This window comes from Paenibacillus roseus (assembly GCF_016424485.1).
GTDB lineage: Bacteria > Bacillota > Bacilli > Paenibacillales > Paenibacillaceae > Paenibacillus_D > Paenibacillus_D roseus.
Window position 1 is genome coordinate 67,996 of record NZ_JAELUP010000012.1, and the last position, 25,587, is coordinate 93,582.

The 25,587-nt window shown below is 49.0% G+C and carries 22 protein-coding genes; 15 read left to right on the plus strand and 7 right to left on the minus strand.

Annotation, left to right across the window (positions count from 1 at the left end; all coding sequences use genetic code 11):
- Positions 1-183: 183 nt before the first annotated feature.
- The 3 genes from JFN88_RS04800 to rbsK all read left to right on the plus strand — a co-directional run bounded on the left by JFN88_RS04800 (position 184) and on the right by rbsK (position 3,558).
- Positions 184-1,284 (plus strand): DNA alkylation repair protein, encoded by a 1,101-nt coding sequence (locus JFN88_RS04800; RefSeq protein WP_199018190.1) that lies wholly within the window; start codon positions 184-186, stop codon positions 1,282-1,284.
- A gap of 193 nt (positions 1,285-1,477) precedes the next feature.
- The gene (gene msrA / locus JFN88_RS04805; RefSeq protein ID WP_199018191.1) at positions 1,478-2,455 is read left to right on the plus strand and encodes a peptide-methionine (S)-S-oxide reductase MsrA; all 978 of its coding nucleotides are present in this window, start codon (positions 1,478-1,480) and stop codon (positions 2,453-2,455) included.
- 182 nt (positions 2,456-2,637) lie between these two features.
- Complete coding sequence (rbsK, locus tag JFN88_RS04810) at positions 2,638-3,558, plus strand: ribokinase (protein ID WP_199018192.1); 921 nt, start codon at positions 2,638-2,640, stop codon at positions 3,556-3,558.
- A gap of 66 nt (positions 3,559-3,624) precedes the next feature.
- On the opposite strand, the gene JFN88_RS04815 is transcribed toward rbsK, so the two are convergent.
- Complete coding sequence (locus JFN88_RS04815) at positions 3,625-3,933, minus strand: hypothetical protein (RefSeq protein ID WP_199018193.1); 309 nt, start codon at positions 3,931-3,933, stop codon at positions 3,625-3,627.
- A 229-nt stretch (positions 3,934-4,162) separates the two neighbouring features.
- On the opposite strand from JFN88_RS04815, the gene JFN88_RS04820 reads away from it, so the two are divergent.
- Positions 4,163-4,795: a ThuA domain-containing protein gene (locus JFN88_RS04820; RefSeq protein ID WP_199018194.1), complete on the plus strand. Its 633-nt coding sequence runs from the start codon at positions 4,163-4,165 to the stop codon at positions 4,793-4,795.
- A 130-nt stretch (positions 4,796-4,925) separates the two neighbouring features.
- Here the strand turns inward: JFN88_RS04820 and JFN88_RS04825 are convergent, their stop codons facing one another.
- Genes JFN88_RS04825 through JFN88_RS04835 form a run of 3 tightly spaced genes read right to left on the minus strand, consistent with a single transcriptional unit; the run spans position 4,926 to position 6,883 of the window.
- Positions 4,926-5,636 carry a hypothetical protein gene (locus JFN88_RS04825; RefSeq protein ID WP_199018195.1) on the minus strand — a complete coding sequence of 237 codons (711 nt, stop codon included), beginning with the start codon at positions 5,634-5,636 and terminating at the stop codon, positions 4,926-4,928.
- On the minus strand, positions 5,620-6,510 hold the full coding sequence (locus JFN88_RS04830; protein ID WP_199018196.1) for an ATP-binding cassette domain-containing protein: 891 nt from the start codon (positions 6,508-6,510) through the stop codon (positions 5,620-5,622). The genes JFN88_RS04825 and JFN88_RS04830 overlap by 17 nt, the downstream gene beginning before the upstream one ends.
- On the minus strand, positions 6,500-6,883 hold the full coding sequence (locus tag JFN88_RS04835; protein WP_199018197.1) for a GntR family transcriptional regulator: 384 nt from the start codon (positions 6,881-6,883) through the stop codon (positions 6,500-6,502). Before JFN88_RS04835 ends, JFN88_RS04830 begins: the two co-directional genes overlap by 11 nt.
- 727 nt (positions 6,884-7,610) lie before the next feature.
- Here JFN88_RS04835 and JFN88_RS04840 point away from each other — a divergent pair.
- The 4 genes from JFN88_RS04840 (at position 7,611) to JFN88_RS04855 (ending at position 13,350) form a co-directional block, all read left to right on the plus strand.
- Positions 7,611-8,012 (plus strand): acyl-CoA thioesterase, encoded by a 402-nt coding sequence (locus tag JFN88_RS04840; protein ID WP_199018198.1) that lies wholly within the window; start codon positions 7,611-7,613, stop codon positions 8,010-8,012.
- Between the two features lie 273 nt (positions 8,013-8,285).
- Positions 8,286-11,396 (plus strand): efflux RND transporter permease subunit, encoded by a 3,111-nt coding sequence (locus tag JFN88_RS04845; protein WP_199018199.1) that lies wholly within the window; start codon positions 8,286-8,288, stop codon positions 11,394-11,396.
- 19 nt (positions 11,397-11,415) lie between these two features.
- The gene (locus tag JFN88_RS04850; protein WP_199018200.1) at positions 11,416-12,615 is read left to right on the plus strand and encodes an efflux RND transporter periplasmic adaptor subunit; all 1,200 of its coding nucleotides are present in this window, start codon (positions 11,416-11,418) and stop codon (positions 12,613-12,615) included.
- Positions 12,616-12,726: 111 nt separating this feature from the next.
- Positions 12,727-13,350: an RNA polymerase sigma factor gene (locus JFN88_RS04855; RefSeq protein WP_199018201.1), complete on the plus strand. Its 624-nt coding sequence runs from the start codon at positions 12,727-12,729 to the stop codon at positions 13,348-13,350.
- A 54-nt stretch (positions 13,351-13,404) separates the two neighbouring features.
- On the opposite strand, the gene JFN88_RS04860 is transcribed toward JFN88_RS04855, so the two are convergent.
- Positions 13,405-14,391, minus strand: coding sequence for a Gfo/Idh/MocA family protein (locus JFN88_RS04860; RefSeq protein WP_199018202.1), 987 nt, complete (start codon positions 14,389-14,391; stop codon positions 13,405-13,407).
- Between the two features lie 388 nt (positions 14,392-14,779).
- Between JFN88_RS04860 and JFN88_RS04865 the strand changes: the two genes are divergently transcribed.
- The 7 genes from JFN88_RS04865 (at position 14,780) to JFN88_RS04895 (ending at position 24,148) form a co-directional block, all read left to right on the plus strand.
- Complete coding sequence (locus tag JFN88_RS04865; protein ID WP_199018203.1) at positions 14,780-15,640, plus strand: GNAT family N-acetyltransferase; 861 nt, start codon at positions 14,780-14,782, stop codon at positions 15,638-15,640.
- A 155-nt stretch (positions 15,641-15,795) separates the two neighbouring features.
- Positions 15,796-16,569, plus strand: coding sequence for an NUDIX hydrolase (locus JFN88_RS04870; protein ID WP_199018204.1), 774 nt, complete (start codon positions 15,796-15,798; stop codon positions 16,567-16,569).
- Between the two features lie 126 nt (positions 16,570-16,695).
- Complete coding sequence (locus JFN88_RS04875; RefSeq protein WP_199018205.1) at positions 16,696-17,262, plus strand: cysteine hydrolase family protein; 567 nt, start codon at positions 16,696-16,698, stop codon at positions 17,260-17,262.
- Between the two features lie 90 nt (positions 17,263-17,352).
- The gene (locus JFN88_RS04880; protein ID WP_199018206.1) at positions 17,353-18,795 is read left to right on the plus strand and encodes a nicotinate phosphoribosyltransferase; all 1,443 of its coding nucleotides are present in this window, start codon (positions 17,353-17,355) and stop codon (positions 18,793-18,795) included.
- A 384-nt stretch (positions 18,796-19,179) separates the two neighbouring features.
- On the plus strand, positions 19,180-20,907 hold the full coding sequence (locus JFN88_RS04885) for a proline--tRNA ligase (protein ID WP_199018207.1): 1,728 nt from the start codon (positions 19,180-19,182) through the stop codon (positions 20,905-20,907).
- Positions 20,908-21,209: 302 nt separating this feature from the next.
- Positions 21,210-22,556 (plus strand): LLM class flavin-dependent oxidoreductase, encoded by a 1,347-nt coding sequence (locus JFN88_RS04890; protein WP_199018208.1) that lies wholly within the window; start codon positions 21,210-21,212, stop codon positions 22,554-22,556.
- 287 nt (positions 22,557-22,843) lie between these two features.
- Positions 22,844-24,148, plus strand: coding sequence for an alpha/beta hydrolase-fold protein (locus JFN88_RS04895; protein ID WP_199018209.1), 1,305 nt, complete (start codon positions 22,844-22,846; stop codon positions 24,146-24,148).
- A 277-nt stretch (positions 24,149-24,425) separates the two neighbouring features.
- Here the strand turns inward: JFN88_RS04895 and JFN88_RS04900 are convergent, their stop codons facing one another.
- The gene (locus JFN88_RS04900) at positions 24,426-25,157 is read right to left on the minus strand and encodes a hypothetical protein (protein ID WP_199018210.1); all 732 of its coding nucleotides are present in this window, start codon (positions 25,155-25,157) and stop codon (positions 24,426-24,428) included.
- A gap of 236 nt (positions 25,158-25,393) precedes the next feature.
- Positions 25,394-25,587, minus strand: a 194-nt coding sequence (locus JFN88_RS24395; RefSeq protein WP_233167406.1) for a hypothetical protein, incomplete at its 5' end; no start/stop codon positions are given.

Sequence of the window (25,587 nt, forward strand, 5' to 3'; positions counted from 1 at the left end):
TATTTGTTTACTTTAACCAAAAAAATTTCAGCTATGCAATATGGATGGGCAGCAGCACCTTGCTGCTTCAGTTGACGTTTTAGTTAAACCTGACAGGCATTTGTCATATTCACTATGTTAAGCTGGACATCATACAGCGAGCACTACATTTGAAAGGGCGCTGACGGAAGGAGAAAGCAAGCTATGGCTCAACCATTGAAAGAGATGTACACTCCTGCATTTTTACAGGGATTTGGCCTGCAGGTTCAGGAGGCGTACCCGGTATTTGATCCCGAGCGTTTTGTTGCAAGTGTGATGGATGAGACGTGGAAGGAACTGGAGCTGAAGGAGCGCATACGGAAAATCAGCACGGTCCTGGGTGCATGTCTGCCGCCGCGCTATGAGGATGCACTGGACATTTTATATACACTCGAATCTTCCTGCATCGGATTTGCTTATTTGTTCTTCCCGGATTTCGTCGAGGTTCATGGACAAGCAGAGGAGCATTGGGAATTGTCCATGCAGGCGCTGGAGCGCTTCACAGTCAGGTCCTCCGCGGAATTTGCAGTCCGCTGTTTCTTGCTGCGCGATCCGGTGCGGATGATGAAGCAAATGACAGCGTGGGCGGAGCACCCGAATGAGCATGTCCGGCGGCTTGCCAGCGAGGGCAGCAGGCCCCGGCTGCCGTGGGGTCAAGCGCTGCCGATGTTCAAGCGTGATCCGGCGCCGGTACTGAAATTGCTTGAATTGCTCAAGGCCGATCCTTCCCTGTATGTCCGCAAGAGCGTGGCTAATAACTTGAACGATATTGCCAAGGATCACCCGGAGCTTGTGCTGAAGACTGCTGCGCGCTGGCAAGGAGACCATCCGCATACGAATTGGATTATCCGGCATGGCAGCCGCACTTTGATTCGCAAGGCATTGCCGGAGGCGCTCAAGCTTTTTGGCTATGCAGATGCAACGCAAGGCGGCCCGCTCGCAATATCTGCCTCCCTGTCTGTTGTTCCGCATACAGTAAAAATAGGTGACGCCATCGCGTTGCTATATGAGTTGAAGGTGAGAGACGGCGAGGCAGTCCGTATCCGTGTGGAATACGGCATTGATTTCATCAAGGCTAACGGCAAGACTTCACGCAAGCTGTTCTTGCTTTCGGACAAGACCGTACCAGGAGGCCACAAGCTGGAAGGAGCGCGTCGGCACAGCTTCGCCAACCTGACTACCCGCAAGCATTACCCCGGCGAGCATAGAATTGTCCTGCTCATTAATGGCGTGGAGACAGCCCAAACCACCATGATGCTTGAATGATGATGGAGAGGTTTTTGCAAGACAATCAAATATCGTAGCTTCCAGAACTCGAATCCTCTGGAGTTATGTTCAAAATCACTGTTTATCAGGCGGTATACTTTCCTATTTTGCTTTGATTGCAGAAGACTGTTTCTGGTACTATAGAGACAGAGCAGAATTGTTCTAGATACTGCGAGGAAAGCGGTGAGTGAAAATGACAGAACATACAAAGGGAGAACACCAGCTGGAGAAAGCGGCATTTGCAGGAGGCTGTTTCTGGTGCATGGTCAAGCCGTTTGACCAACTGCCAGGCATCAAGAAGGTCGTCTCCGGATATATTGGCGGTCATACGGTGAATCCGACTTATGAAGAGGTGTGCAGCGACACGACGGGTCACGCCGAGGCGATTCAAATTACTTTTGACCCTGAGCAGTTCCCGTATGAGAAGCTGCTCGATATTTTCTGGCAGCAGATTGACCCCACCGATGCCGGAGGACAGTTTCATGATCGCGGCAGCTCATACCGCCCAGAGATCTTCTACTATAACGAGCGCCAAAAAGAGCTTGCCGAGCAGTCCAGGCGTCAGCTGGAGGAGAGCGGCAGATTTGATAAGCCGATTGTGACCGAGATTACCCCGGCAACAGAGTTTTATTCAGCCGAGGACTATCATCAGGATTACTACAAAACGAATCCGTTGCGGTACAAGATGTACCGGAAGGGCTCAGGTCGGGATGCTTTCATCAAGCAGCATTGGAGCTACAAAAAGGATGAAGCGCAGCTGCGCGAGAGGCTGACGCCTTTGCAATATGAAGTGACCCAGAACAGTGCCACCGAGGCGCCGTTTCGCAATGAATTTTGGGACCACGAGGAAGAGGGCATTTATGTAGATATCGTCTCCGGCGAGCCGCTGTTCAGTTCAACGGACAAGTTCGACTCCCATTGCGGTTGGCCAAGCTTCACCCAGCCGCTAGTTGAATCCTCAATCGTGGAAGAAGTCGATTTGACCCATAATATGGTGCGTACAGAAGTCCGCAGCAAGGATGCCGATTCGCATTTGGGGCATGTATTCAATGACGGTCCTGGCCCTAATGGCTTGCGTTACTGCATCAACTCCGCCGCGCTGCGTTTCATACCGAGGGCTGATCTGGAGAAGGAAGGGTATGGGGAATACCTGTCCTGGTTCAACAAGTAAGACGCAAAACACAAAGCGGCTTCCCCAGCCGCAGGGACTGTGATCCGCAATCGGGACAAGCGATGTTCAAGTGTCCTTGATGGACCGCCCCTGCTGCTGCCGGGAGCTGCTTTGCCTTGTGTTGACAAGGGGATACGGAAATAATAGAATGAATGCCCACTAAACCAGGATGAGGTGCATCTATGAGAAAAGCAAAAATTACGGTTATTGGCAGCTTGAACATCGATATGGTAACCGAAACACCGTATATGCCTGATCAGGGCGAGACCATTATCGGAACAGCTTTTTCAAGTTTTACAGGGGGAAAAGGGGCGAATCAGGCCGTTGCTTGCGCCCGGCTGGGAGCAGAAGTCGTGATGATCGGCTGCGTCGGGCAAGATAATATGGCCTCTCAGCTCATGGACGCGCTTGGCAAAGAAGGAATTGTTACGGATTATGTGAAATCAGTTCCTCATCAACCGACAGGCATCGCCGCAATCACGGTCTGTGACAAGGATAATCGGATTATCGTCATTCCGGGAGCCAATCACTGCCTGGAGCCAGAGGATGTTCAAGCGCTCGAATCAGTGATTGCCGCATCGGATATGATGCTGATCCAGCAAGAAATTCCATTTCGTACGGTTGAAGCGGCGATCCGGCTCGCAAGCAGTCTGAACGTACGTGTCATTCTGAATCCGGCTCCTGCTGTGAAGCTGTCGCCCGAGCTGCTGGAAATGGTCGCTGTCATTACGCCAAATGAAACCGAGCTGGCAATTGTACTTGGACTGGACGAAAACAGTGTGCGCGGTCCCGAGGAGATGATAGCACGCTATTCGCGTCAGATTGTCATGACTCATGGCAAGGATGGGGCATTCTACAAGCATGCAGGCGGTGAAATCAGCCATGAACCGGGCCGAAAGGTCGAGGTCGCAGATACGACAGGAGCCGGCGATACGTTCAACGGCGCGCTTGCCGTCATGCTCAGTGAAGGAAAGACATTGGGGGAGGCGGTACGATTTGCAGTTGGCGCCAGCGCACTGTCTGTCACGAAGCTGGGAGCAACAAGCGGGATGCCGCTCCGCAGTGAAGTAGAGAAATTTATTGCATCCAGGGCTGAATTCTAAGTGCCAAGTTGAACAGCTTGACCAGCGGCCGAAGGGCGGCAACCGTTGCCGCGAAGAAGCATTGCGTTACTTGAATCCGAATACGTAAGCGCCTGCCAGCGGCAGTACCCAAAGCAGCGGAACTCCGGTAAGCCACAGAGACACCCTGAAACTGTGCTTGTGATAGGTTAGCCAGCCGAGCAGCGAGAACAGACCGACCACCAGCGGATAAATCCAGATGACGACGAAGAGCATCAAAATTCCGAAGTGGTCCCTGGCTCCGGGTTCGTCCAGCATATTCCCCGATTTGATTGCCACATCAAACCATGCCGCGCAAAAAAGCAAATAACCCACTTGTAAAATGAACAATATGACAGCGGTTCTGGTATGTTTCATATGTATAAAAAGCGCCCCTTTTGCTTTGTATTGCCATTTGCACTTGTTTAATCATAAACCAGTTTTGCTATAGGCACAACCTATTGCGAGCAAACTGCTCATCACCAGTAGTTCAGATGTTGACAAAATGCAGGCTGGCAGACTAGCATAAAGGTATTCATAATCCAATATATTGAATTTCTTCCTGAGCAAGCGTTTTTACCAATCTGAATAATAAGGAGTGGAAAGCATGGCACAACCGAAAAAGGCGATTATACTAGGGGATTATGCCACCTCCAAATATCATCCGCTTACGGGCGTCGATAAAGAGATTGTGGCGATTTTTGACGGTGCTTTGGAGGTTGAGGCGACAGACGATTACTCTATTTTGGCATCTTCAGAGCTGGCGAGCCATTCATTGGTCATTTCCTATACGGATTGCTGGGGAGCAGAGCTTCCCGTTGAGCAGAGAAGCGGGCTGGTCACTTATGTTAATGAGGGCGGGGGACTGCTCGTCATCCATAATGGCCTGTCTTTCCAGACAAACAGGGAGCTGACAGCGCTTGTGGGCGCTACGTTTACCGGACATCCGCCGTATACGCAACTGGAATTTGAAGTGACGGCTCCCGACCATCCTGTAGTGGAAGGGATTGAACCGTTCTCGCTCGATGAAGAACCCTACTATTTCACTCCCTTTTACTATGATACGACGCTGCTTCTGCAATACGATCACGATGGGCAAAAGAGAGCCGCAGGCTGGGCGCATGAATACGGCCGCGGGCGCGTGGTCTATCTGATGCCGGGTCATCACTTGCCTTCCTTCTCCCATCAAACGGTTCGCCGTCTGATTCGGCAGGGCGGCCTGTGGGCTGCCAGAGACTAACCGCGTAATTGCAAGGAAAAATTTCATCGCAGAAAACAGCAGTTCCGCCATGACTTCATAATACTTGCGGAATTGCTGTTTTCTTATTGCAGTGCTTCATTCGGTTTTTCCAAAAGCTCACAACGCTTCCTTATTTCATTTTAACGGTGATGTTTTTACTCGATGCACGTATGATCCACAGCACCAGAGCGATCAGCAAGAGCGTACCGAGGAAGGAGATGGCCATAGGCAGTCCCCACGGGCTATGCAGATTAAACAGCCTGGTGATATTCTGCTCAAACCCGGATTCTCCCCAGAGCATGCCCGACATTGTAATAATCAGACTGGCCCCCATAATAGCAAGGCTTTTCCCGATCGTATTGAACCCGTAAAATAGGATTGCAATTAGCCAGCCGGTAATATAGTAGCAAATAATATTTAAACTGTATTCCCCAATCGTTGCCAGTACCGAACCTGTTGACTCAAAGTAGCTTGCTGTCTCCCCCGCCGGAAAGATGAAATTCTCAATAGAAGCAATGCCGGCAGTGATGATCATCATCGTAAAGGAGACAAAAACCAAAGCGATTGACGTACCGAAAAAGTAGTCTCTTCTGGTCACGCCGTGTCTGACGAAAAAGGTCAGGAAGCTGTTCGAAGCTGAAATTGCATAAATCAGACTAAAAATTTTGGCAGGCCGGTAAATGAAATCCATGAACCCGTTTGGTATAAAGTCACTCGTTGTAAAAATGCTTCTCAGCACAATGTAGATGATACCGATCACAACCAGAAACCAGGCGGCAATGGATAAATGATATCTTGCCGTATCAGACGCCACTTGGGTTATTCTATTTTTCAATGGCATCGTTATCCTCCTCCTCAGTCAGATGGATAAATAAATCCTGCATCGACACGTTCCCAAGCTCCAGTCCCAGATTACGGGCTTCCTGATGCTGCGCCTCCGATAGTTCTCCGTAGATTCGGACAGATGTCGTGCCGCCAAGCTGCCGGGTGCTGAGCCGCTTCATTCCATGTACGAATTGTTCGACTGCCTGCGTTGCGCCAGTAACGGACAGGCCAAGCTCAAGGAATTGATCGGAGCGCTTCTGCATAAGCAGACGGCCCTTTTTCAAAATGATGATTTCCTCGAACAGGTAATCCATCTCCGATACCAGATGTGTGGAGAGGATAATCGTCCGGGGATGTCGGGCATGATCTTCCAGCAATTCCTTGTAGAAAATCTCTCGCGTGGGCGCATCCATGCCGACGTAGACCTCATCGAAAATCGTGACAGGACAGCGGCTTGCCAGCCCGATCATAACATTGACCGCAGATTTCATGCCGTTGGACAGCTCTTTGATCTGTTTATCCAGCGGAAGCCTGAACTGCTCTGCCAGATGTTCCGCGTAGCTGCGATCAAAGTTGGATCGGTAGCTGGCGGCGGCATCCAGCATATCCTTCACCTTATCCGTCTCATCACTGTAGTCCGTGTTGTAGGATAGCGTAACCTGGGACATCAACAGCGGATTCTCAAATAGTTCCTGCCCTCCAATCGTGACGGTACCGGTGGATGGCTTTCTGTAGGCAGCCAGCAGGGAGAGCAGGGTTGACTTGCCTGCGCCGTTGCGTCCGAGCAGTCCAACAATTTTTCCTTCCTCCAGACGAAAGTTGATATCCTTCAGCGCCTGAAAATCCCCGAAAGTCACATTGACCTGATTGAAAGCCGTCTCAAAGCCCACTCCCGCCACTTCCTTTCACTTGCTGCATAAGTGCAATAATGTCCTTCTCTGTTATGCCAAGCTTGCTGGCTTCCTGCATCATAGGCAGGATGTATCCGTCTACGAACACATCCTTTCGTTGTTCCAGCAGCTTCTGCTTGGCTCCCTCGGCTACAAACATCCCGACACCCCGTTTCTTGTAAATAATGCCCGCATCCACAAGCAGGCTGATTCCTTTGGAGATCGTTAAATGATTGATTTTATAAAAATTGACAAGCTGTGTTGTGGACGGAATCTGATCCTGTTCTTTAAGCTGGTCATTGACAATTTGATCCTCAATGCGCTCTTTAATCTGCAAAAATATCGGTTTGTGCTCATCAAAAGACATGCTCAAAAGTATCTCACCGCCTCTATTTGCACTATGGTTATATAGTTATGTATATAACCATACAAGAAATATATTCGAACGTCAATGGGCACGGATTAAAAAATTTGACAGGAAGCTGGAGTCTTCGCAGGCGGAAAAATACAATAATTCCCTCCATCTCTATGATATGATTGTTTTAAATGGGAGTTTTTGTGTTGCTCCATATTTTCGAACTTAAACTCGGAGTAGAAGGAGCGATCTAATGAGCCCGCCAAAGCATATCGTATCTGCAGCAGCTATTGTTGTGAATGAAAAGAAGGTTGAATGGAGAAATTTCAGACAAAGGATAGAGTACTGTTTAAGACCTGAGATACAGCCTTTTTGTATTGAATTTAATGACGAGAAGAATATATGAACACATCTCCGGAATTTGCAGGCATTATATATGCTCAACCTAAAAATTAGTGGTTGACATCGAGGAGATAGCAGCGAAGGGGCAGAGGAATTCTGGAGAAACGAAAGTGGTCGCCTTTAAAGTCAGATTCCCCCTGCAAGTCTCTATCCTATAAAGGAATCGGACTTTAACAGCGATCGGAAGAATCCTCTGCCACGCAGCGCCCCCTCCACCTGGAGGTCAACCACTAATTTTGGTTTTGAGCCTTTATTTATGCGGGTCTATTGTCAGACGCCTTTGCCGTAAGTTAAAATACAAACGATTCCCAACATGGGCGCGAGAGCGGAAAGGAAGATGAGCATGACCACTGCGTCACTGACCATTGTGGTTCGTTCCACGGAAATTGATGTGAACGGCCATGTGAACAATGCGAGATATCTGGAATACCTGGAATGGGGACGGGAGGAATGGTACGAGAAAGCAGGGCTGTACTATCAGGTGCTGCGCGATCTTGGCGTATTGACCGTAACCGTCAACATTAATATTAATTATCGCAAGGAGTGCTTACAGGGTGAGAAGCTGACGATTCGAACTTTTCCTGAGAAGGTCGGGAATACGAGCTTTGTGCTTCGACAGGAGATTGCGAATGCGTCGAACGAAATTTGCATCGATGCGCGGGTTACTTGCGTAACAGTAGATACAGAGACCCGCAAGAGCGTTATGGTTCCCGGACGGCTTCGCGAGCTGTTCAGCGGAAAATAAATGTCGTTGAACCTTTCACACGGAGGCTCTGCCTGAAATTGATTCTTTACATGGACATCATACCCTACGCTTTGATCCTGCAATAGAAGCCATTTATAAATTTCCGTTTATAAATGGCTTCTATTTTTGCGCGGATTAAAGTTTTGCCTTTCAAATGGAAGACAAGTCGGTTAAGCTTGCTCGTTTGTGGAAAAGACATTTGATTTGGTTCATACTCTGTTCATATTACGGCGCTATAATTAAGCCCAAACAGATAAGAGGAGGGTAAACCGGTTGAATGGATTAATCCGTTTTTCCATGAGAAGAGTGGCAGCCATGATCATCATGATTGCGCTTCTTTTCGGGGTAGGAATGTTTTCGGGATCTTCATTGAAGATGGAGATGATGCCGAATATCAAAGCCCCTTATGTATCAATTACGACTACATATGCAGCTTCACCCCAGGATGTCATGAACGATATCACCAAGCCCATAGAAGAAAGAATCAATAATATGCAGGGCATAGAGACGATCACATCGACTTCCAGCGACAACATTTCCAATATCCTGGTGAAACTGAAGGATAGCGAGGATGAAGAAGAGAAGAAGCGTGAAATTGAAAGCTTGCTCTCTGACCTGAACTTGCCGGATAGCGCCAGCAAGCCTAAGGCTGCAACATTCGGCTTTTCTTCCATCCCGTCCTATTACACGGCATTGAATGCCAAGGATATGAGCCAGTTGGAGCTTGATAAGCTCTACAAAGACGTTATTAAACCAGGGTTTGAATCCATTAACGGAATTGACCATATTGATTCCATCGGCCAACGGGAAACCAAGCTCGATATCCGGCTGGATGTTGATGTGCTGAATTCCTACGGGCTGACGCCTTCAGAGGTGTCGCAAGCGATCCGGGCCGGACTGGCAGGCGGGGCAATCGGTACCGTCGAGTTTAACGGGCAGACCCAGATGGCGCGTATTACCGGCGATATGAAAAGTCTGTATAACTTCAAGAACATGGAGATTATGAACAGCAGCGGCCAAACCGTGCTGCTCGGCGAAGTCGCTGAGATCACAGCGATTACCGATTCGGAATATATCTCCCGCATGGACGGCCAGGTTGCGATCGGCATCAACTTGTACAAAACAGGGGATGCCAACGTTGTGGATTTCTCCGCCCAGGCGACCAAGCTGATAAACCAATGGCAGGAGCAGTATCCGGGAATCTCTTTTAAGAAAGTCTATGATTCCGCAGATGATGTCAAAAGCTCGCTCAGCGGCTTGCTCCGCGAAGGTATCATTGGTATGGTGCTGGCAGCGGCGATGATTCTGTTCTTCCTGCGCAATGTGCGGATGACCTTGATTGTTCTTGTATCGATCCCCCTATCGATCCTGCTGACGCTTATTTTGATGCATGCCTTTAATATTACGCTGAACATTATGACGCTAGGAGGTATGTTCATTGCGGTCGGACGGATTGTAGACGATAGCATCGTTGTTATCGAGAATGTATACAGCAATCTGGAGAAAGCGCAGGAGCGGAACGAATCCGTAGTCCTGATGGCGACGAAGCAGGTTGCCATGGCTATTACGTCTTCCACACTCGTAACCGCAGCGGTATTCCTGCCGATCGGCCTGGTATCGGGTGTCATTGGGCAATTATTCCGGCCGTTTGCAATTACCGTATCCTGTGCGCTGCTGGCATCACTGCTGGTCGCTTTGACGGTTATTCCGATGCTGAGCAAGCTGCTTGTATTGAAGAATGTGGGTAAGGGCGGACATACAGAGCATACCGACGGCAAACTCAACAGCATCTATAAGAAAATATTGCTGTGGAGCTTGACTCATCGGGTCAAAACGATTGTGTTCTCGATTGTATTCTTCCTGGTCAGCATTATCGGCACTGTGCCGTTCCTGCCGCTTACTTTCATGCCGGAAGGAGAAGGCTCCAAGCAGGTGAGCTTCAATATTAAGCTTCCGTACGAAACCTCGCTTGAAAGCACGGATTTGCAAGTTCAGCAGATAGAGAAGCTGCTGCAGGAGGCCAAGGATCCAAACGGCGATGAACTGTTTACCTTCTATCAATCGCTTGTAGGCTATGACGGCACTAATAATCGGGTTCCGTATTTTGCCCAGATTATAGCCGAAGTTAATGGGAATGCCACTGGTGAGGAAGTACGCAAGGAATACGTAAAAAAAATTAATCTTATGCTTCCGAAAGGCTCGGAACTTAAAGAAGACTCCTTGGGCGGAGGCGACGGCTTTGGCACGACAGACTTCTCCTACGCGTTGCAAGGGGACGATCAGGAACTGCTTGAACGCGGGGCGCAATTGGTCATGGATAAGCTTAAAGATTTCCCTGAACTTACGGGTGTGAACTCCACGATGGGAGATGCCAAAAAAGAGGTCAATATCGCAGTCAGCCATACCAAGGCGCAGCAGTTCGGTCTGAGCGCCGCGCAAATTCAAAGCGCTGTGCGCGCATGGATTTGGAAGGAAAATCTTGGGGACCTGCGTTTTGACAATGTGCTGTACAGAACCACGCTGCAATTGGCCGAACATCATAAAAACTCGCTGGAACAGCTAGGCAAAATTCCGATTCAATCACCGACAGGCCAGACCGTCTATCTGAATGAGGTGGCCGATATCAAGGAAGTACAGGCGCGGGTAGCCTTGAATCGTGAGAACTTGAAGCAGCATATTAAAATTACGGCGAACATTAAAGCAGACAACAAAGCAGCCGTCAGCGTCCAGGTCGGTGCAGAGCTTGCCAAGCTGCAACTGCCAGAAGGCGTGAACACGCAAGTAAGCGGCGTTACCGATGATATTATGAAAAGCTTCACTGAAATGTTTGTCGCTATGGGTATTGCCATCGGAATCGTATACCTGATCATGGTGCTGGCATTTGGCAACGCCAGTACGCCGTTTGCGATTCTATTCTCTCTGCCGCTCGCGGTTATCGGGGGACTCATCGGGCTATTGATCACAAGTGAGACGCTTAACGTCACGACGCTGATCGGTTTTATGATGCTGATCGGTATCGTGATCACGAATGCCATTGTCTTGCTGGACCGGGCCCAGCAATTGCTGCATGAAGGCATGACGGTTCGCAACGCCATCGTGGAAGCCGGCATGGTGAGGCTTCGTCCGATCATTATGACAGCCGGGGCGACAATTGCCGCCATGCTTCCGCTGGCTATCGGCCTGTTTCACTCGGAGAGCGGGGGTGCGTCGCTAGTATCCAAGGGGCTCGCGATCGTCGTTATTGGCGGCTTGACTTCTTCGACCTTGCTGACCCTCGTCGTTGTACCGGTCATCTATGAGACGCTGGAGTTATGGAAGACGAAGCTCTCGAACTGGAGCAGCCGGGATCGCAAGTCTGTTGATAAAGCCAAGGTGGACGTATAAAAAGGGGGAACAACCGAACATGAACCGAAAAGCAAGACCTTTGTTTCAACCATTCAAAATTGCAGGTTTACTGATAGCGGCTGCGCTTATTGCAGCGGGCTGCACCAATGTCCAGGCGGGAGAGGCTCAGGAAGAGGCTGCCGTGCAAAATGGACCTAAACAAATCAAAATTGAGCAGGTAGGCAGACATAGCATGGGAAGCCCGCGTGAACAGATCGGAGAAGTAACGGCTGCCGTGAAGTTCGATATGATCGCCAAAACAGGTGGCGAAGTGATCGAGCGGATTAAGCAAAATGGCGAACAGGTGAAAAAAGATGAGATTATTGCGCGCATTAGCTCCGAGCGAGCCGATACGAAGCTTGAAAATGCCAAAGTCCAATTAAGACTTTCCGAAGAAGCGCTTGCGGCTAGCCAAAAGACGAATCAGGTTCAACGAAACGAGCTGCTGAATAAAATCAAGGAAGCAGAGCGTGTATACAAGGAAATTCGGATGTCCCAGGATGATGAGGCGGCTGAAAAAGCGGCGGATACTGTCAAGCTGCTCAAGCAGCAGCTTTCCGTGATGGACACAACCAATAATCTGACTTCTCTTGAAGCTCAGGTAGCTTCTGCCGAAGCCGGTCTGAAAGATTTGCAACTCTCGCTAAGCGATTATGTGATCAAGGCGCCGTCCGACGGAGTAGTGACGAATATGTCGCTTCGTGAAGGAACATACCTTCAAGGCGGTACTGTCGTTGGCGTCGTGCAGCGCACAGACCGCATTGTGATCGAGGTCAAGCTGAATGAGCTGGCGGCATCGCTCGTACGCGGCAAGCAGGAGCTTGTATTCTATAGCCCGGAAAACAAGGCCACCAAGTTGAAGGCACATGTCAATTCGCTGGATGTGTTCGCAAATCCGAAGACCCGAATGTTCGCAATGGAGCTTGAAGCGGACAATCCGAACGGGATTATCAAGCCGGGAGGACGTGTGCATGTGGAGTTGACGTCAGAGGATGAGGAAAATGTTATTGCCGTGCCATCGCTCAGCATCATCCGTGAAGGGGACGAAACTTTCGTCTACGTTGTCAAAGGCACACAGTCTGAGAAGCGCAAGGTGCAATTGGGCAGATTGAACGGGGTGTATCAGGAAGTGCTATCCGGACTCTCTCAAAATGAGCAGCTTGTCGTAGGCGGACAGCACCAATTGAAGGATGCTGAACAGGTGGAAATTATCAGTTAATTAAAGCAGGGCAGGGTGCGACGCTTAACTGTATCCTGTCCTGAAATCAAATTTGAACCCGACTCAGGACCGGCTAGATCAGCCGGGACGTTTTATAAAGGAGGGGACGGCTTGAAAGCGAAAATGGATCAATTTGAAGTGGCAGTAGCGCCGTATTTGAATGATTTGCACAACTATTGTTCCTATTTGACAGCTTCCCGGTGGGATTCTGAGGATTTATATCAGGAGACGCTGCTGCGACTGCTGGGAAATTTTAAGAAGACGGGCAAAGTGGCTCCTTCCAAGAGCTGGGTTATTACGGTGGCCAGGAACATCTGGATCGATCAACACCGTAAAAATAAGGGACTGACAGCAACAGTGCCGATTGAGAATATGACCTTTGTCGTCCAGTCGGTCGATTATGTGTCGATCCGCACGACATTGGAATGGATAACGGAATATTTGTCCGACCGGGAAATTCGGATGCTGATTCTGTACGAGGTATATCGATATACGTACAGGGAGATTGCAGAGGCGCATTCCTGTACGGTATCGACGGTGAAGATGGTGCTGTACCATGCCAAGCAGAAGTTGAAGATGGCTGTAGAAAGCGGCAAGCTGCAGGATTACCCTGCAGCCGCCCCCGCGTTGTTCAACGCCTCCGATAGCAAAAGAACCCGGAAGCCGATCAAGCGGGCCTACCAAATTGATTACTGGACGCGGAAGCTGGTCCATTTTGACGCCGGGATTATGTAAAGCGAGTACGCATGATTCCTTGCGCTTGCGGCATACATGATCTCGCCTGAGGCGCTAACGGGCATCTGCAGGATAGACCAGCCCGATCTGGCGGCGAATTTCATCGATCCATTTCATCGTAAGGCGTGAATGGCGATGGCTATTGTTACGGGACTGCTTCTCGCCGTTTTCCACAAGCTCAATAAATTCCTTTGCTTCATATATCATGGCTTGGTCCTGCTGGGGAACCGAAATCTTCTCGATCGTTCCGTCACGGTACCTGATTTCGACATGTCCAATTTCGCTAATTTTGTCCACGATGATGCTTCCAAGCTCGCCCTGGATTTCGGAAGGCAGGCTGGATGCGGAAATTTTGGAATGCATGATAACGGCTTGCATATCGGCGTAAGTTGCAATGACGCTTCCTTCGCCATCGACGCCGGACTCCAGCATGTAGGCGGACGCCTGAATGGACTGCGGTTCACCGAACAGCACGATCATCGGATACAGGCAGTAGATGCCCAGGTCCATCATGGAGCCGTTGGAATACACCGGATTGAAGGCGTTAAGTACGGTACCATTCTTGTACGCATCGTAGCGGGAAGAATACTGGCAATAGCTCGCCGTATACCGGCGAATTGGACCGATCTTGTGAAGATTGTCCTGAATGGCTCTGAAATTGGGCAGCAGGGTGGACTTCATCGCTTCCATGAGCACGGCGCCGCTTTCGGCAGCCGCATCCATCATCGCCTGCACCTCCCGTTCATTTGAGGCTATCGGCTTCTCGCACAGCACATGCTTTCCGTGCCGGAGCAAGACGATGGCCTGTTGTGCGTGGTAGCAGTTCGGGCTGGCAATATAGACTGCATCCAGCTCATTGCTTGCAGCCATAGCCTCCAAATCGGTAAAAACATGGGTTGCTCCATAACGGGCGGCAAATTCGGCTCCGCGTTCCTCTGTTCGTGAATAAACGGCTGTGAGCCGGAAAGATTCAAGAAGACTGGCAGCTTGAATAAAAGATTCGGTGATCCAGTTAGTTCCAATTACTCCGAAACGAACCATCAGACATTTCCCCTCTCTTGTGCTAGAAAATAACAAGACGGTCCATCCCGCCTGATTGATGCGGTCAATTACCGATAAGCTATGAATGATTCTACCTTATCCGGCAGCGGGAGTAAATATATATCATTTTGATAAATTTAAGGCTCAAAACCAAAATTAGTGGTTGAGCCCCAGGTGGAGGGGACGCTGCGTGGCAGAGGATTCTTCCGGTCGCTGTTAAAGCCCGATTCCTTTATAGGATAGAGGTTTGCAGGGGGAATCGGGCTTTAAAAGGCGACCACGTTCGTTTCTCCAGAATTCCTCGGCCCCTTCGCTGCGCTCTTATCCCCCTAAAGCACCGATTTTAGGGCTGAGGCTTAAAATTTACTTGAAGAAGGGAAGAATGGTCATGAGTCTTCTTACATACGAGCTTGCAGAACTGATCGAGCAGTCGGAGGTTCAATATATGATAGATCGGATGCGGGCGATAGAGGAGCGCCCCGGCAATCCGATGGGGATAGAGCTAGCCCAATTCGGCAGAGCGACTGCTTTTTTTGCCAGGGAAATGCCGTGGCCGCAGTTTAATACCGTCAAAGGAATGGGCAGGGATGACGTTGGATGGCTTGATGAGATCATCGGGTTTTATGCTGCGCGTGAACGAAAGCCACAATTCGAGATTACTCCGTCCAATGCCGAAGGGGCCTTGCTCAAAGGGCTTGCTTCCAGAGGCTATTATCAATCCGGCTTCCATGCTTCTCTGTATATCAACCTGTTGCCCGATACCTCATATGCAAGCCATGGAACATTGCAAGGGGAACAAAATGTACAAAAGAATGACGCAGCGTCTGTTAATTTGTGGATCAAAGAGCTAAGTCCGGAGACAGGATTGGAGCAATATGCGAGCATTCACTGTCTAGGCACGGGATTGCCGGTATCCGGGGAGGTTCATATTGCAGACAATAACGAGATGCTTCTGGCGCGCGAAGGCTGGAGCTTTTATATTGCCTATACAGACGGGAAGACACCAGCGGGGGCAGCCGTAATGCATGTGGGCAACGGCATTGCAAGCCTTACATTTGCGGCTGTGCTGCCGAAGTACCGGGGCCGTGGCATACATCAGGCGCTAATCAGGAAGCGGTTAGACAAAGCAAGGCAATCTGGATGCACAATGGCGGTCGGCCAGGCAGCCTATGTGTCCGCCAGCGCCCGAAATATGGAGCGCTCGGGTATGAAGCTCGGCTATACGCGGGCAACCTGGACAAGTATGTAATTCGGCTAGATTAGGCCCTAAGTCCATTAGCGATATTGATGATCCAAGCCAAAAGACGAGGCGGTTGACAAAAACATTTAATATTGTCAAAATGATAATATCTAATTGATTATTTGAAATAAAGTTGTTTGGTCAACAATAAAGCAGGTGATAGATTGAACAAGCAGATCGAAAATGAATCTAATTATTCAGCAAGCAAATACCGTACGCCGGACGGGGTACCGGCAGATATTATTATTTTCACTATTGCATCCGAAGAGCGGGCAGGCACGAAGAAATCGCTGCCGATGAGAGAGCTTCAGGTTATGCTCATCCAGCGCAAGCGCTGGCCGTTCGAGGGCAAGTGGGCGCTTCCGGGCGGTTTCTGTGATGAATTCGAATCGATGGAGGATTGCGCAAGGCGGGAACTGGAGGAAGAGACGGGCGTGCGCGATGTTCATATGGAATATTGCAATGTATACAGCGCGCCGGGCCGTGATCCGCGAGGCTGGATGATCTCCCATTCCTTCGTTGCGCTGGTCAATGAAGCGAAGCTTAAAGATAGACGGGCAGCCGATGATGCTGCCGATGTCAGGCTGTTCCCGGTCAGCGCGGCGCAAAATATGGAATTGGCCTTTGATCATAATCAGGTGCTGGAGGATGCGCTCGCACATATTCGCCAGAAGATGCTGACAACGACGATTGCCAAGGCATTTTTGCCGGAAGAATTTACAGTTAGTGAGCTGTATCAGGTCATTCAGACGGTTGTGCCGGAATTTGCGGACCAGAACTTTTTGCGAAAAATTACATCGACCCAAAGCCGCAAGGGCATTATTGAAGAGGTTCTGGGCGCCAATGGAGAGCGCAAGATGTCCAACCGATATTCCCAGCGGGCTGCCCAGCTTTACAGATTTACAGGCTATAAGCCCCAATTGTCCTTATATAGCTAATGCCGAAGGGTTACATTTTTCATCTTGTAAACATTGTGAATTTGTGGTTCAAACCATAAGATTTTCGAGACATCCATTCGATACATTCAATAGTAAAGATGAGCGTACATCAGGAGGATGAAGACTATGAAAGCGTTGATTGTCATTGATTACACGGTTGATTTTATAACGGGCAAGCTCCCATGCGGTGATCCTGCAATTGCGATTGAAGAACGGATATCGGAACTGACCAGACAATTTGCCGAGGCTGGCGACTTTGTCGTCATGGCCGTTGATCTCCATGATGAGGGCGATGTTTATCATCCCGAGCATAAGCTGTTCCCGCCGCATAATATCCGGGGGACAGAGGGACGCAATCTGTACGGCAAGCTGAGTGATGTCTATGAGGATTTAAAGGAACGCATTGTGTGGATGGATAAAACGAGATACAGTGCGTTTTGCGGGACGACACTCGAGCTGGAGCTGCGGGCAAGAGGCATTTCCGAGCTTCATTTGGTCGGCGTATGCACAGATATTTGCGTACTCCATACTGCTGTGGACGCCTACAACAAAGGATTTGCGGTGACTGTTTACGCTGACGCGACAGCAAGCTTTAACCAGGCGGGCCACGAATGGGCGCTAGGGCATTTTGAGCATACTCTTGGTGCGCAGGTAGCGGGCAATCCGCGGGTAACGGGCAAGCATATCGGGTAAACCTAATAAAGCTGTCCGCCTCAGACGCGGATATGGAATTTGGATTCATAGGCATCATGAACTGCCAGGAGAGGCGCGGAGGAACCCAACATGAATTACGAGAATTTGACGCTGCATACCGATAAGTATCAGCTTAATATGATGTATGCCCACTGGATTCAAGGCACGCATAACAACAAAGCGGTCTTCGAGATTTTTTTTCGCAAGCTGCCGTTCGGCAACGGTTATGCTGTATTTGCGGGTTTGGAACGAATCGTTCACTATATTCAAAATCTGAAGTTTGACGAAGCAGAAATTGCGTATTTGCAGTCGCAGGAGGAAAATTATGCGGAGGCATTCCTGAAGGAACTGCGCAGCTTTCAGTTTACTGGCCAGCTGGATTCTGTAAAGGAAGGAACGCTGGTCTTCCCCGGAGAGCCGCTGATCCGAGTAGAGGCCCGATTATTCGAGGCCCATCTGCTGGAGACGGCCATGCTCAACTTCATGAACTACCAGACGCTGATTGCGACCAAGGCTTCGCGCATCAAGCAGGTTGCGCCTCATGATACGCTGCTGGAGTTCGGTACGAGAAGGGCGCAGGAGGCGGATGCCGCCGTATGGGGCGCACGGGCTGCTTACATTTCCGGCTTCCATGCGACCTCGAATATGCGGGCGGGCATGTTGTTTGGCATTCCGGCCAAGGGCACGCACGCTCATGCCTGGGTGCAAAGCCATGATACCGAAGAGGAAGCATTCCGCCGCTACGCGGAGGCGCTGCCTGACGGGGTGACGCTGCTGGTCGATACTTATGATACTCTGAAAAGCGGTGTTCCTGCGGCAATCAAAATCGCCCGCATGCTGCGGGAGCAATCGAAGGAATTGAGCGCGATCCGTCTGGACAGCGGCGACTTGGCCTACTTATCCAAGCAATCTAGACAAATGTTGGACGACGCCGGGTTCCCGGAAGTAAAAATTGTGGCCTCTAATGATCTGGACGAGAATATTATGCTTAACCTGAAGGCGGAGGGAGCGCGTATCGATGTCTGGGGCGTAGGCACTCAATTGATTACGGCTGCCGATCAGCCGGCTCTCGGGGGCGTGTACAAGCTGGTTGCCAGGGAGAAGGATGGCGCGTACGAGCCTGTCATCAAGATTTCGGGCAATCCCGAGAAGATTTCCAATCCTGGCGCAAAAGATGTCTATCGGCTCATTAATACGGAAACCGGCAAAGCTGAGGCCGATTATATTACGCTCACTGGAGAGGAGCCGCCTGCCACAGGCAAGCCGATCAGGCTGATTGACCCGCTTCACTCTTACCGGCAAAAGCAAATTGACAATTATGAGGCGGTACCGTTGCTGGAGCCGATCTTTAAACAAGGTGAGCTGGTATACGCACTGCCGTCGCTGGAGCAAATTCGCAGGTACCATGAGCAGCAGAAGAAGTTGTTCTGGCCGGAATATTTGCGCAAGCTTAATCCGGAGGTCTACCGTGTCCATTTGAGCGACGAAGCATGGGATTTGAAGAAGCGGCTGGTCCGGGCGCATCAGGATTGATAATCAACTGAACGCCAAGCAGCAATGATTGGGGAGTTAGTTGTACACCTAGCGGCGTTCCCCTTGCTGGAAATCAAGCGCCGATTTCGGTTTTGAGCCAGAATTCATACGTTAAATGTGAAGACCAAGGAATGAAATCAGGCACTGCCGTCCCAGAGAGAAGGCCCAAGGCTGCGAGGCTTTTCGGTTCAGGCTGATCCCACCCGCCTTGTGAGCAGAAATAGCGAACAGCTTTAAGCCAAGTAGCCGTTTCCGGGCTGAGCCTGTTAGAAGCTTGAAGGAGTGCAGCCTTGATCTGTGCTCAAATTTAGGGTGGTACCACGACGCATTCGTCCCTGACGAATGCGTCTTTTTGTACTTATGAAAAGAGAGGATGATTGCATAATGCTGCAAAGCCAATTATTAATGCCTACATTACGGGAGGCTCCTTCAGATACGGAGGCTGCCAGCCATCAGTTGCTGCTGCGCGCCGGATATATTCGCCAAGTGGCAGCGGGGATATATACGTTTTTGCCTTTGGGCGTGAAGGTGCTTCATAAAATCAACGCCATTATTCGAGAGGAACTGCATGCCGCGGGCGCACAGGAACTGCTGCTGCCTGTTCTGCAGCCATCCGAGCAGTGGGAGGAATCAGGCCGTTACCACGAATATGGTCCGGAACTGATGCGCATCCATGATCGCCACGGTCGGGAATTCGCGCTTGGTCCGACCCATGAGGAGATCATTACAGCGCTGGTTCGCAGCGAGATCAAGACCTACCGGCAGCTTCCGCTTACTCTGTATCAGATTCAGAGCAAGTTCCGCGACGAGCGCCGTCCTCGCTTCGGCCTGCTGAGGGGCCGTGAATTCATGATGAAGGATGCTTATTCATTCAGCGAAAGCCGGGAGGACCTTCGCCTTATTTATCAGACGATGTTTCAGGCCTATGAACGAATTATGATACGATGCGGTCTGGATTTTCGCGCGGTAGAGGCTGATGCAGGCTCGATTGGCGGAGAAGGCGAGACGCACGAGTTTATGGCGCTGTCGGAAGTTGGCGAGGACACAATTGCGGTGTGCAGTAGTTGCGGCTATGCTGCTAATCTGGAGAAAGCTGAGTCTGCTGCACCCGACATGAACGCTGAGGTCCCCAAGGGTGTTCTTAGAGAATCGCCCCTTGTTGAGAGTTTCTGTACGCCTGGTATGGGAACTATCGATGAACTGTGCAGCGGGCTTGGACTAAAACCGGATCGTATCATCAAGACCTTGATATATTTCACGGACGGCAAGCCGGTCGCGGTGCTAGTACAGGGCGGTCATGAGGTGAACGAAATCAAGCTTGCCCGGCTCTGTAGGGCAGCTAAAGTTGAATTGGCAGATGAGGATGCAATTCGGCAGCTGACAGGGGGGCCGCGCGGGTTTATTGGCCCCGTCGGTCTTCGGCTCCCGCTCATTGCAGACCGCCATGCAACTGGTATGAACGATGCGGTTACGGGTGGAGGAGAGCAGGACATTCATCTTCGTTACGTCAAGCCGGGGCGGGACTTCAAGGTGGAACTGACGGGAGATATCGTCAATGTGCTCGAAGGAGAACGTTGTTCGCGCTGTTCGGAAGGGATACTGCATTTCCAGAGGGGCATTGAGGTAGGGCATGTCTTCGAACTGGGGACCAAGTATAGCGGGAAGATGGGCGCGCAATTCGTCAACCGGGAAGGCAAGCTGCAAGATATAATCATGGGTTGCTACGGAATAGGCATTTCGCGGCTGATGGCGGCAATTGCCGAGCAGCATCATGATGCTGAAGGCATCCGCTGGCCGCGGACTGTTGCGCCATTCCAGGTGCATCTGCTGACGATCACGAGCAAAGATGAGGCTCAGGCTGATGTCGCTTCCAGTCTGTATAGTTTGCTTCGAGATTCAGGGCTTGAGGTGCTGCTGGACAACCGTGAAGAACGCCCGGGTATCAAATTCAAGGACGCTGATCTGTTTGGTATACCTGTGCGAATTGTCATTGGAAAGCTTGCCAGTGAAGGCAAGGTAGAATTGAAGTTCAGGGCGGAAGAGGAAAGCCGCCTGCTGGATATAGAAGCGACTTTGGCAGTTGTGCGGGATTATTACAACACACTCAATTGACATCTACCCGTTAAAGTCACCAGAACTTTAAGATTTCTACGTGCGTTGGAGCTTTTGTCTATGAAAAGATGGGAAGCGGTTTACACTTGCCAATAGATTTGTTCTATAAAACCTTTCTATAAAGGAATAGAAAATATTAAGTTTCAGATCGATTGACGAAAAATAAAAGGCAATGATAGAATAAATGCAATAATTCCGACAGAAAAAGTATTAATTATAATGATACAAGTTGGGCAATCGGCCTTATGTGCTGGTATACAAATAGTCGGTTACAAATATGTTCACAATAAGGAGAGAAAGCGATGGGAACACAAAGACAGATCAAACTCGGCGCTATTTTGCACGGAGTTGGCGGCAATACATCATGGTGGAGACACCCAGACGCGATAGCCGATTCCGGCGATAATTTCGAGCTCTATAAAGCATGGACAAAGAAGGCGGAGGAAGGAAAATTCGATTTCGCTTTTATCGCTGACGTGCTGTTCATAAATGAAAAAACATCCCCTAGCTTCCTGAATCGGTTTGAACCGCTGACCATTATGAGCGCGCTTGCCTCGATCACGTCACGGATTGGCCTTGTGGCAACCCTGTCTACTTCATATAGCGACCCATACACTGTTGCCCGCCAGTTCGCCTCCCTGGATAAAATCAGCAAGGGCCGCGCTGGCTGGAATGTCGTCACCTCTGCGCAAGAAGCTGCAGTGCTCAATTACGGCAAAGCTGGACAGAAGGGTCTGGAACATGCCGAGCGATATCAAGTCGCAGAAGAGTATTTGCAGGTGACCACAGGTCTTTGGGATTCGTGGGAGGATGACGCGCTCGTCTCCGACAAGGAGAATGATATTTTCTTCGATCCGGCCAAGCTGCACGAACTCAATCACCAAGGCAATTATTTCTCGGTCAAAGGTCCGCTTAATATTACAAGATCCGAGCAGGGGCAGCCAGTTATCTTCCAGGCGGGAGCCTCAGAAGCGGGCAGACAGCTTGCAGCCAAGTGGGCTGACGCCATCTTCGCCGGCAGTCAAAACTTTGAGGATGCCAAAAAGTATTACAGCGATATTAAGAGTCGGGCAAAGGAGATTGGCCGCAATCCGGATGAAATTTCTATTTTAATCGGAATCGGACCGATCATTGGCCGCACTGATGAAGAAGCGGAAAGAAACTACGAGGAAATGACCAATCTGGTCTCGATCAAGAAGGCGCTCTATTTTCTTGAACAATACTTTGAGCATGATTTCAGCCAGTATCCGCTTGATGCTCCATTTCCGGATGTGGGCGATGTTGGCCGCAATGGTTTTCAAAGCGCTACTGAACGGGTCAAGGAATGGGCTAAGCGCGAAGGCCTGACATTGAGGCAGACGGCGCTGAGATTCGCTACACCGAAGCCGACCTTCATCGGATCGCCGGAGACGATTGCCGACAAACTGCAGGCTTATTTTGAAGGGGGCTGCGCAGACGGCTTTATGATTGGCTCTACCTCTCCGACCGGACTGGAGGACTTTGTTAATCAAGTCGTCCCGATTTTGCAGCAGCGCGGGCTGTTCCGCGAGGAATACGAGGCCGATACCCTTCGCGGCCATCTGGGACTTCAAATACCGGGTAACCGCTACGCATCGGCGAAGCCAGAGCAGCAGACGGTTTCAGGCTGATTCCGCTTTAAGGCAATTCTGATATCAAGCCCAGGCAGCTACTTCTGTCCTAAGCGGGCAGCACTGAAATAAAAAGCGTGAGTTTCGGGAAGAGAATTTCCCGGACCCACGCTTTTTGTCATTTGTCGTCCCAATGCCATAGAACGGTGTTTGATTAATTTCCGAATCACTCATTCGTTCTATGACTCTAGCACACAATGAAGCGGATTGTGAGTTATAATATAGTTGCAGCCTTAGGTTGTATAAAATCATCATTCGATTCGGGGATCATTGGGGAGGGCGTCCGTTTGACATCAAGAATAGAAACGATTCCGGGTTTTTCTTCCCGAATTCTGCATACCGAAAGGGATATTTTCGTTTATTTGCCTCCCGGTTACGATGCGAATCCGGGCGTGGCTTTTCCTGTATTATACATGCATGATGGCCAGTATATGTTTGCTGAAGACCGATTTGGCGATTCCTGGAATGTTCATAAGACGCTCAATCGGCTTATTGGGGAAGGTAATCTTGAAGAAATTATCGTAGTCGCTGTGTCCTCGTTATCCCATGTGCAGAGACTGTCAGAATACTTCCATGATGTGCCTTCTGCAAGGGAAGCCTTCCCATCGGAATGGAGCGGAGCGTTGTTTGAACAGTTTTTAATTGATGAAGTGAAAACGCATATCGACCGGACGTATCGGACGTTGCCGGATAGGCAGCATACCGGGATGATCGGTTCTTCTGCTGGCGGACTGCTCTCATATCATATTGGCTTTAGACGTCCCGATGTATTCGGGAAGATCGGAATCATGTCGCCTTTTTTCTTTTATACCGTATGGGATGGGGCACAACGCACGGAAATTCAGATTTATGAGTCGTTCAACACCAAGCCCCCGATTCGGGTATGGCTTGATATGGGAGGAGCCGAAGGACTCCTTACTGTTTCCCAAGCGAGAAGCGTAGCTGACGAAATGATTGGAAACGGATTTAAAGCGGGGCATGATTTGGCGTTTTTTCTCGACCCGGAGGCGGCGCATACCCAACAGGCGTGGGCGGATCGTATTCAGGCTCCATTGCTTTATATGTTCGGGAAAACAGGCACTCCGCAATCCATCCGCCTTTATGGGAGAACAATAATCGGTTTGTGGGGATTGAAGGTTCGCCTCTATCCGAACGTTAGTTATGACAGCGGCTTTGTCATGAGTTTGCTAGAAGCGGAGTATGATGTTGCAAATCCTGATATGGCTACAGTTGCAGCGGACGGCAGCGTTACTGCATACCAGATTGGAACGACTGAGGTGACGGTGCGTTACGCCGGACTCCAGTCTACGGTTGCGCTTGAAGTTGTCCCGGAGATCAAGGAAACTGTACAAATTGACATCACGATTGAAGTGCCGCTGGATACCCCGAAGGATGATCGCATCTATGCGGGGTTCGAAATCCCGAAAGCTGAAGACGGGCTGTATCGGGGTTCCTATGTTTTGCCACGAGATCTGAAGTTTGATGTGCCAATCATTAACGAATTTGGCCGTTTTGAGAAAAATTATGTCAATAGACGATTTTCGACTGAAAATGACGCTTCGTTTCACTTCAAAATTGCAGAATGGGAGTAATGTGATCATAACGTATAGCTGATATACGGATACATTCCAGGCTGATGTACTTGAATTGTTCCATCTGAAAAATGTATTTGGCGGACCTGATCCGAAGCGTACGCTGGAGACTATCTACAGCAACGCAATGTTCAAGGATATTTCAGTCAATGGTGTAAGTAAAGTTAATAGATTAAAATTTAAATTAGAAAAAGAGTAAATTCCGAGTTTGATTTTCTCGAAATTTACTCTTTTTCGATTAATTTAGAAACAGCTATGGCAAGATTTTAATTAAGGGTTATCCCTGTTTATGAAAATAGTTGGCTACGCCCGAACTGGAATCTAATGTTCCGCTTCCATTATGGGCTTTCTGAATTCTTATTTCACTCCAACCCTTGTGTTTAGTTGTTGAATAAAAAATGCCATTTTGGGTGAATCCAGCAATTAAGTTAACTGCAAAGCCAATTCCTGATCCAGGCAAGAAAGCATCGTAACCGCTTATGTTTCCTGTTGATGACGATGCTGATACTACCCCCGGTGAACTTTCTGCAATTGCTCTATAAGAATATCTCGCTGTTGTAGGTAATGGATCCCAGTCATCTGTCCAGGCAATTCCCCATTTATCAGTCATTGTGAATAGAGGAATATAGTCCCACTCCCAGTTATATGTTACTAATGCCTGGGCTAACCCACTAGTATTCGTTCGTACCTGGCTCATTACTAGTGTCTGAGTAAAATTGTTAATTGCTCTAGCAGAAACATCTAGATTGGTAATACTCTCACTTTTTTCGCTCAAATGACCTTCAGTGGTTTTATGAGATGTATACACTGCCTGTTGCGTATAAAAACTTATTTTTTGTTCGAATTCTAAAATATCGATTACATCTTGAGGATATCCTGCGTTAATCAAATACGTATTAAGCCCATCTTCTGATAAATCTTCAACTTTATCATTATAAGCAAAAATTGTAGTAGGAAACAGTGTCAGAACAAGAACTAAAGATAGTAAAAGATAACTTGTTTTTTTCAATCATACCCCTCTTTTTTTGGTTGAACAACCAATTTAATTGTTCAAATTACATATAATACCATTCTTAAATTCTAATTTCAACATAAAATTAGTCATAATTTGAGAGAATCAATTCTTCAATAAACTGATACTCAACTATATGAGATTCTAATATCAACAAGAAAAAAGGGTTGCAAAAAGGTGGACCATTATGTCAAAATTACTTTATGACCTTGTAAATCCCTATTTTTATTGTGTTAAATTGGAAAAAGTTGTTGGTCAACTTCTCTCACTAGACTAAATCTATATTTTTTATCAATAATATTAGTTAGGAGATTTGGCATGGATATCTTATTTTTTGTTATTTCTTTTCTTTTTATGTTTTGTTTTTTAAATACAATTAAACTGTTTATCAGTAAAGAAAAGTCAACTTTATTAATTTTTCTAACCT

What these genes read in the sequence shown, in the direction of transcription:
- JFN88_RS04860 (WP_199018202.1), bottom strand. Translation starts at nt 14,391, where the DNA reads ATGGTTCGTTTCGGAGTAATTGGAACTAACTGGATCACCGAATCTTTT.
- JFN88_RS04820 (WP_199018194.1), top strand. Translation starts at nt 4,163, where the DNA reads ATGGCACAACCGAAAAAGGCGATTATACTAGGGGATTATGCCACCTCC.
- JFN88_RS04880 (WP_199018206.1), top strand. Translation starts at nt 17,353, where the DNA reads ATGAATTACGAGAATTTGACGCTGCATACCGATAAGTATCAGCTTAAT.
- JFN88_RS04890 (WP_199018208.1), top strand. Translation starts at nt 21,210, where the DNA reads ATGGGAACACAAAGACAGATCAAACTCGGCGCTATTTTGCACGGAGTT.
- rbsK (WP_199018192.1), top strand. Translation starts at nt 2,638, where the DNA reads ATGAGAAAAGCAAAAATTACGGTTATTGGCAGCTTGAACATCGATATG.
- msrA (WP_199018191.1), top strand. Translation starts at nt 1,478, where the DNA reads ATGACAGAACATACAAAGGGAGAACACCAGCTGGAGAAAGCGGCATTT.
- JFN88_RS04815 (WP_199018193.1), bottom strand. Translation starts at nt 3,933, where the DNA reads ATGAAACATACCAGAACCGCTGTCATATTGTTCATTTTACAAGTGGGT.
- JFN88_RS04840 (WP_199018198.1), top strand. Translation starts at nt 7,611, where the DNA reads ATGACCACTGCGTCACTGACCATTGTGGTTCGTTCCACGGAAATTGAT.
- JFN88_RS04865 (WP_199018203.1), top strand. Translation starts at nt 14,780, where the DNA reads ATGAGTCTTCTTACATACGAGCTTGCAGAACTGATCGAGCAGTCGGAG.
- JFN88_RS04800 (WP_199018190.1), top strand. Translation starts at nt 184, where the DNA reads ATGGCTCAACCATTGAAAGAGATGTACACTCCTGCATTTTTACAGGGA.
- JFN88_RS04875 (WP_199018205.1), top strand. Translation starts at nt 16,696, where the DNA reads ATGAAAGCGTTGATTGTCATTGATTACACGGTTGATTTTATAACGGGC.
- JFN88_RS04825 (WP_199018195.1), bottom strand. Translation starts at nt 5,636, where the DNA reads ATGCCATTGAAAAATAGAATAACCCAAGTGGCGTCTGATACGGCAAGA.
- JFN88_RS04850 (WP_199018200.1), top strand. Translation starts at nt 11,416, where the DNA reads ATGAACCGAAAAGCAAGACCTTTGTTTCAACCATTCAAAATTGCAGGT.
- JFN88_RS04885 (WP_199018207.1), top strand. Translation starts at nt 19,180, where the DNA reads ATGCTGCAAAGCCAATTATTAATGCCTACATTACGGGAGGCTCCTTCA.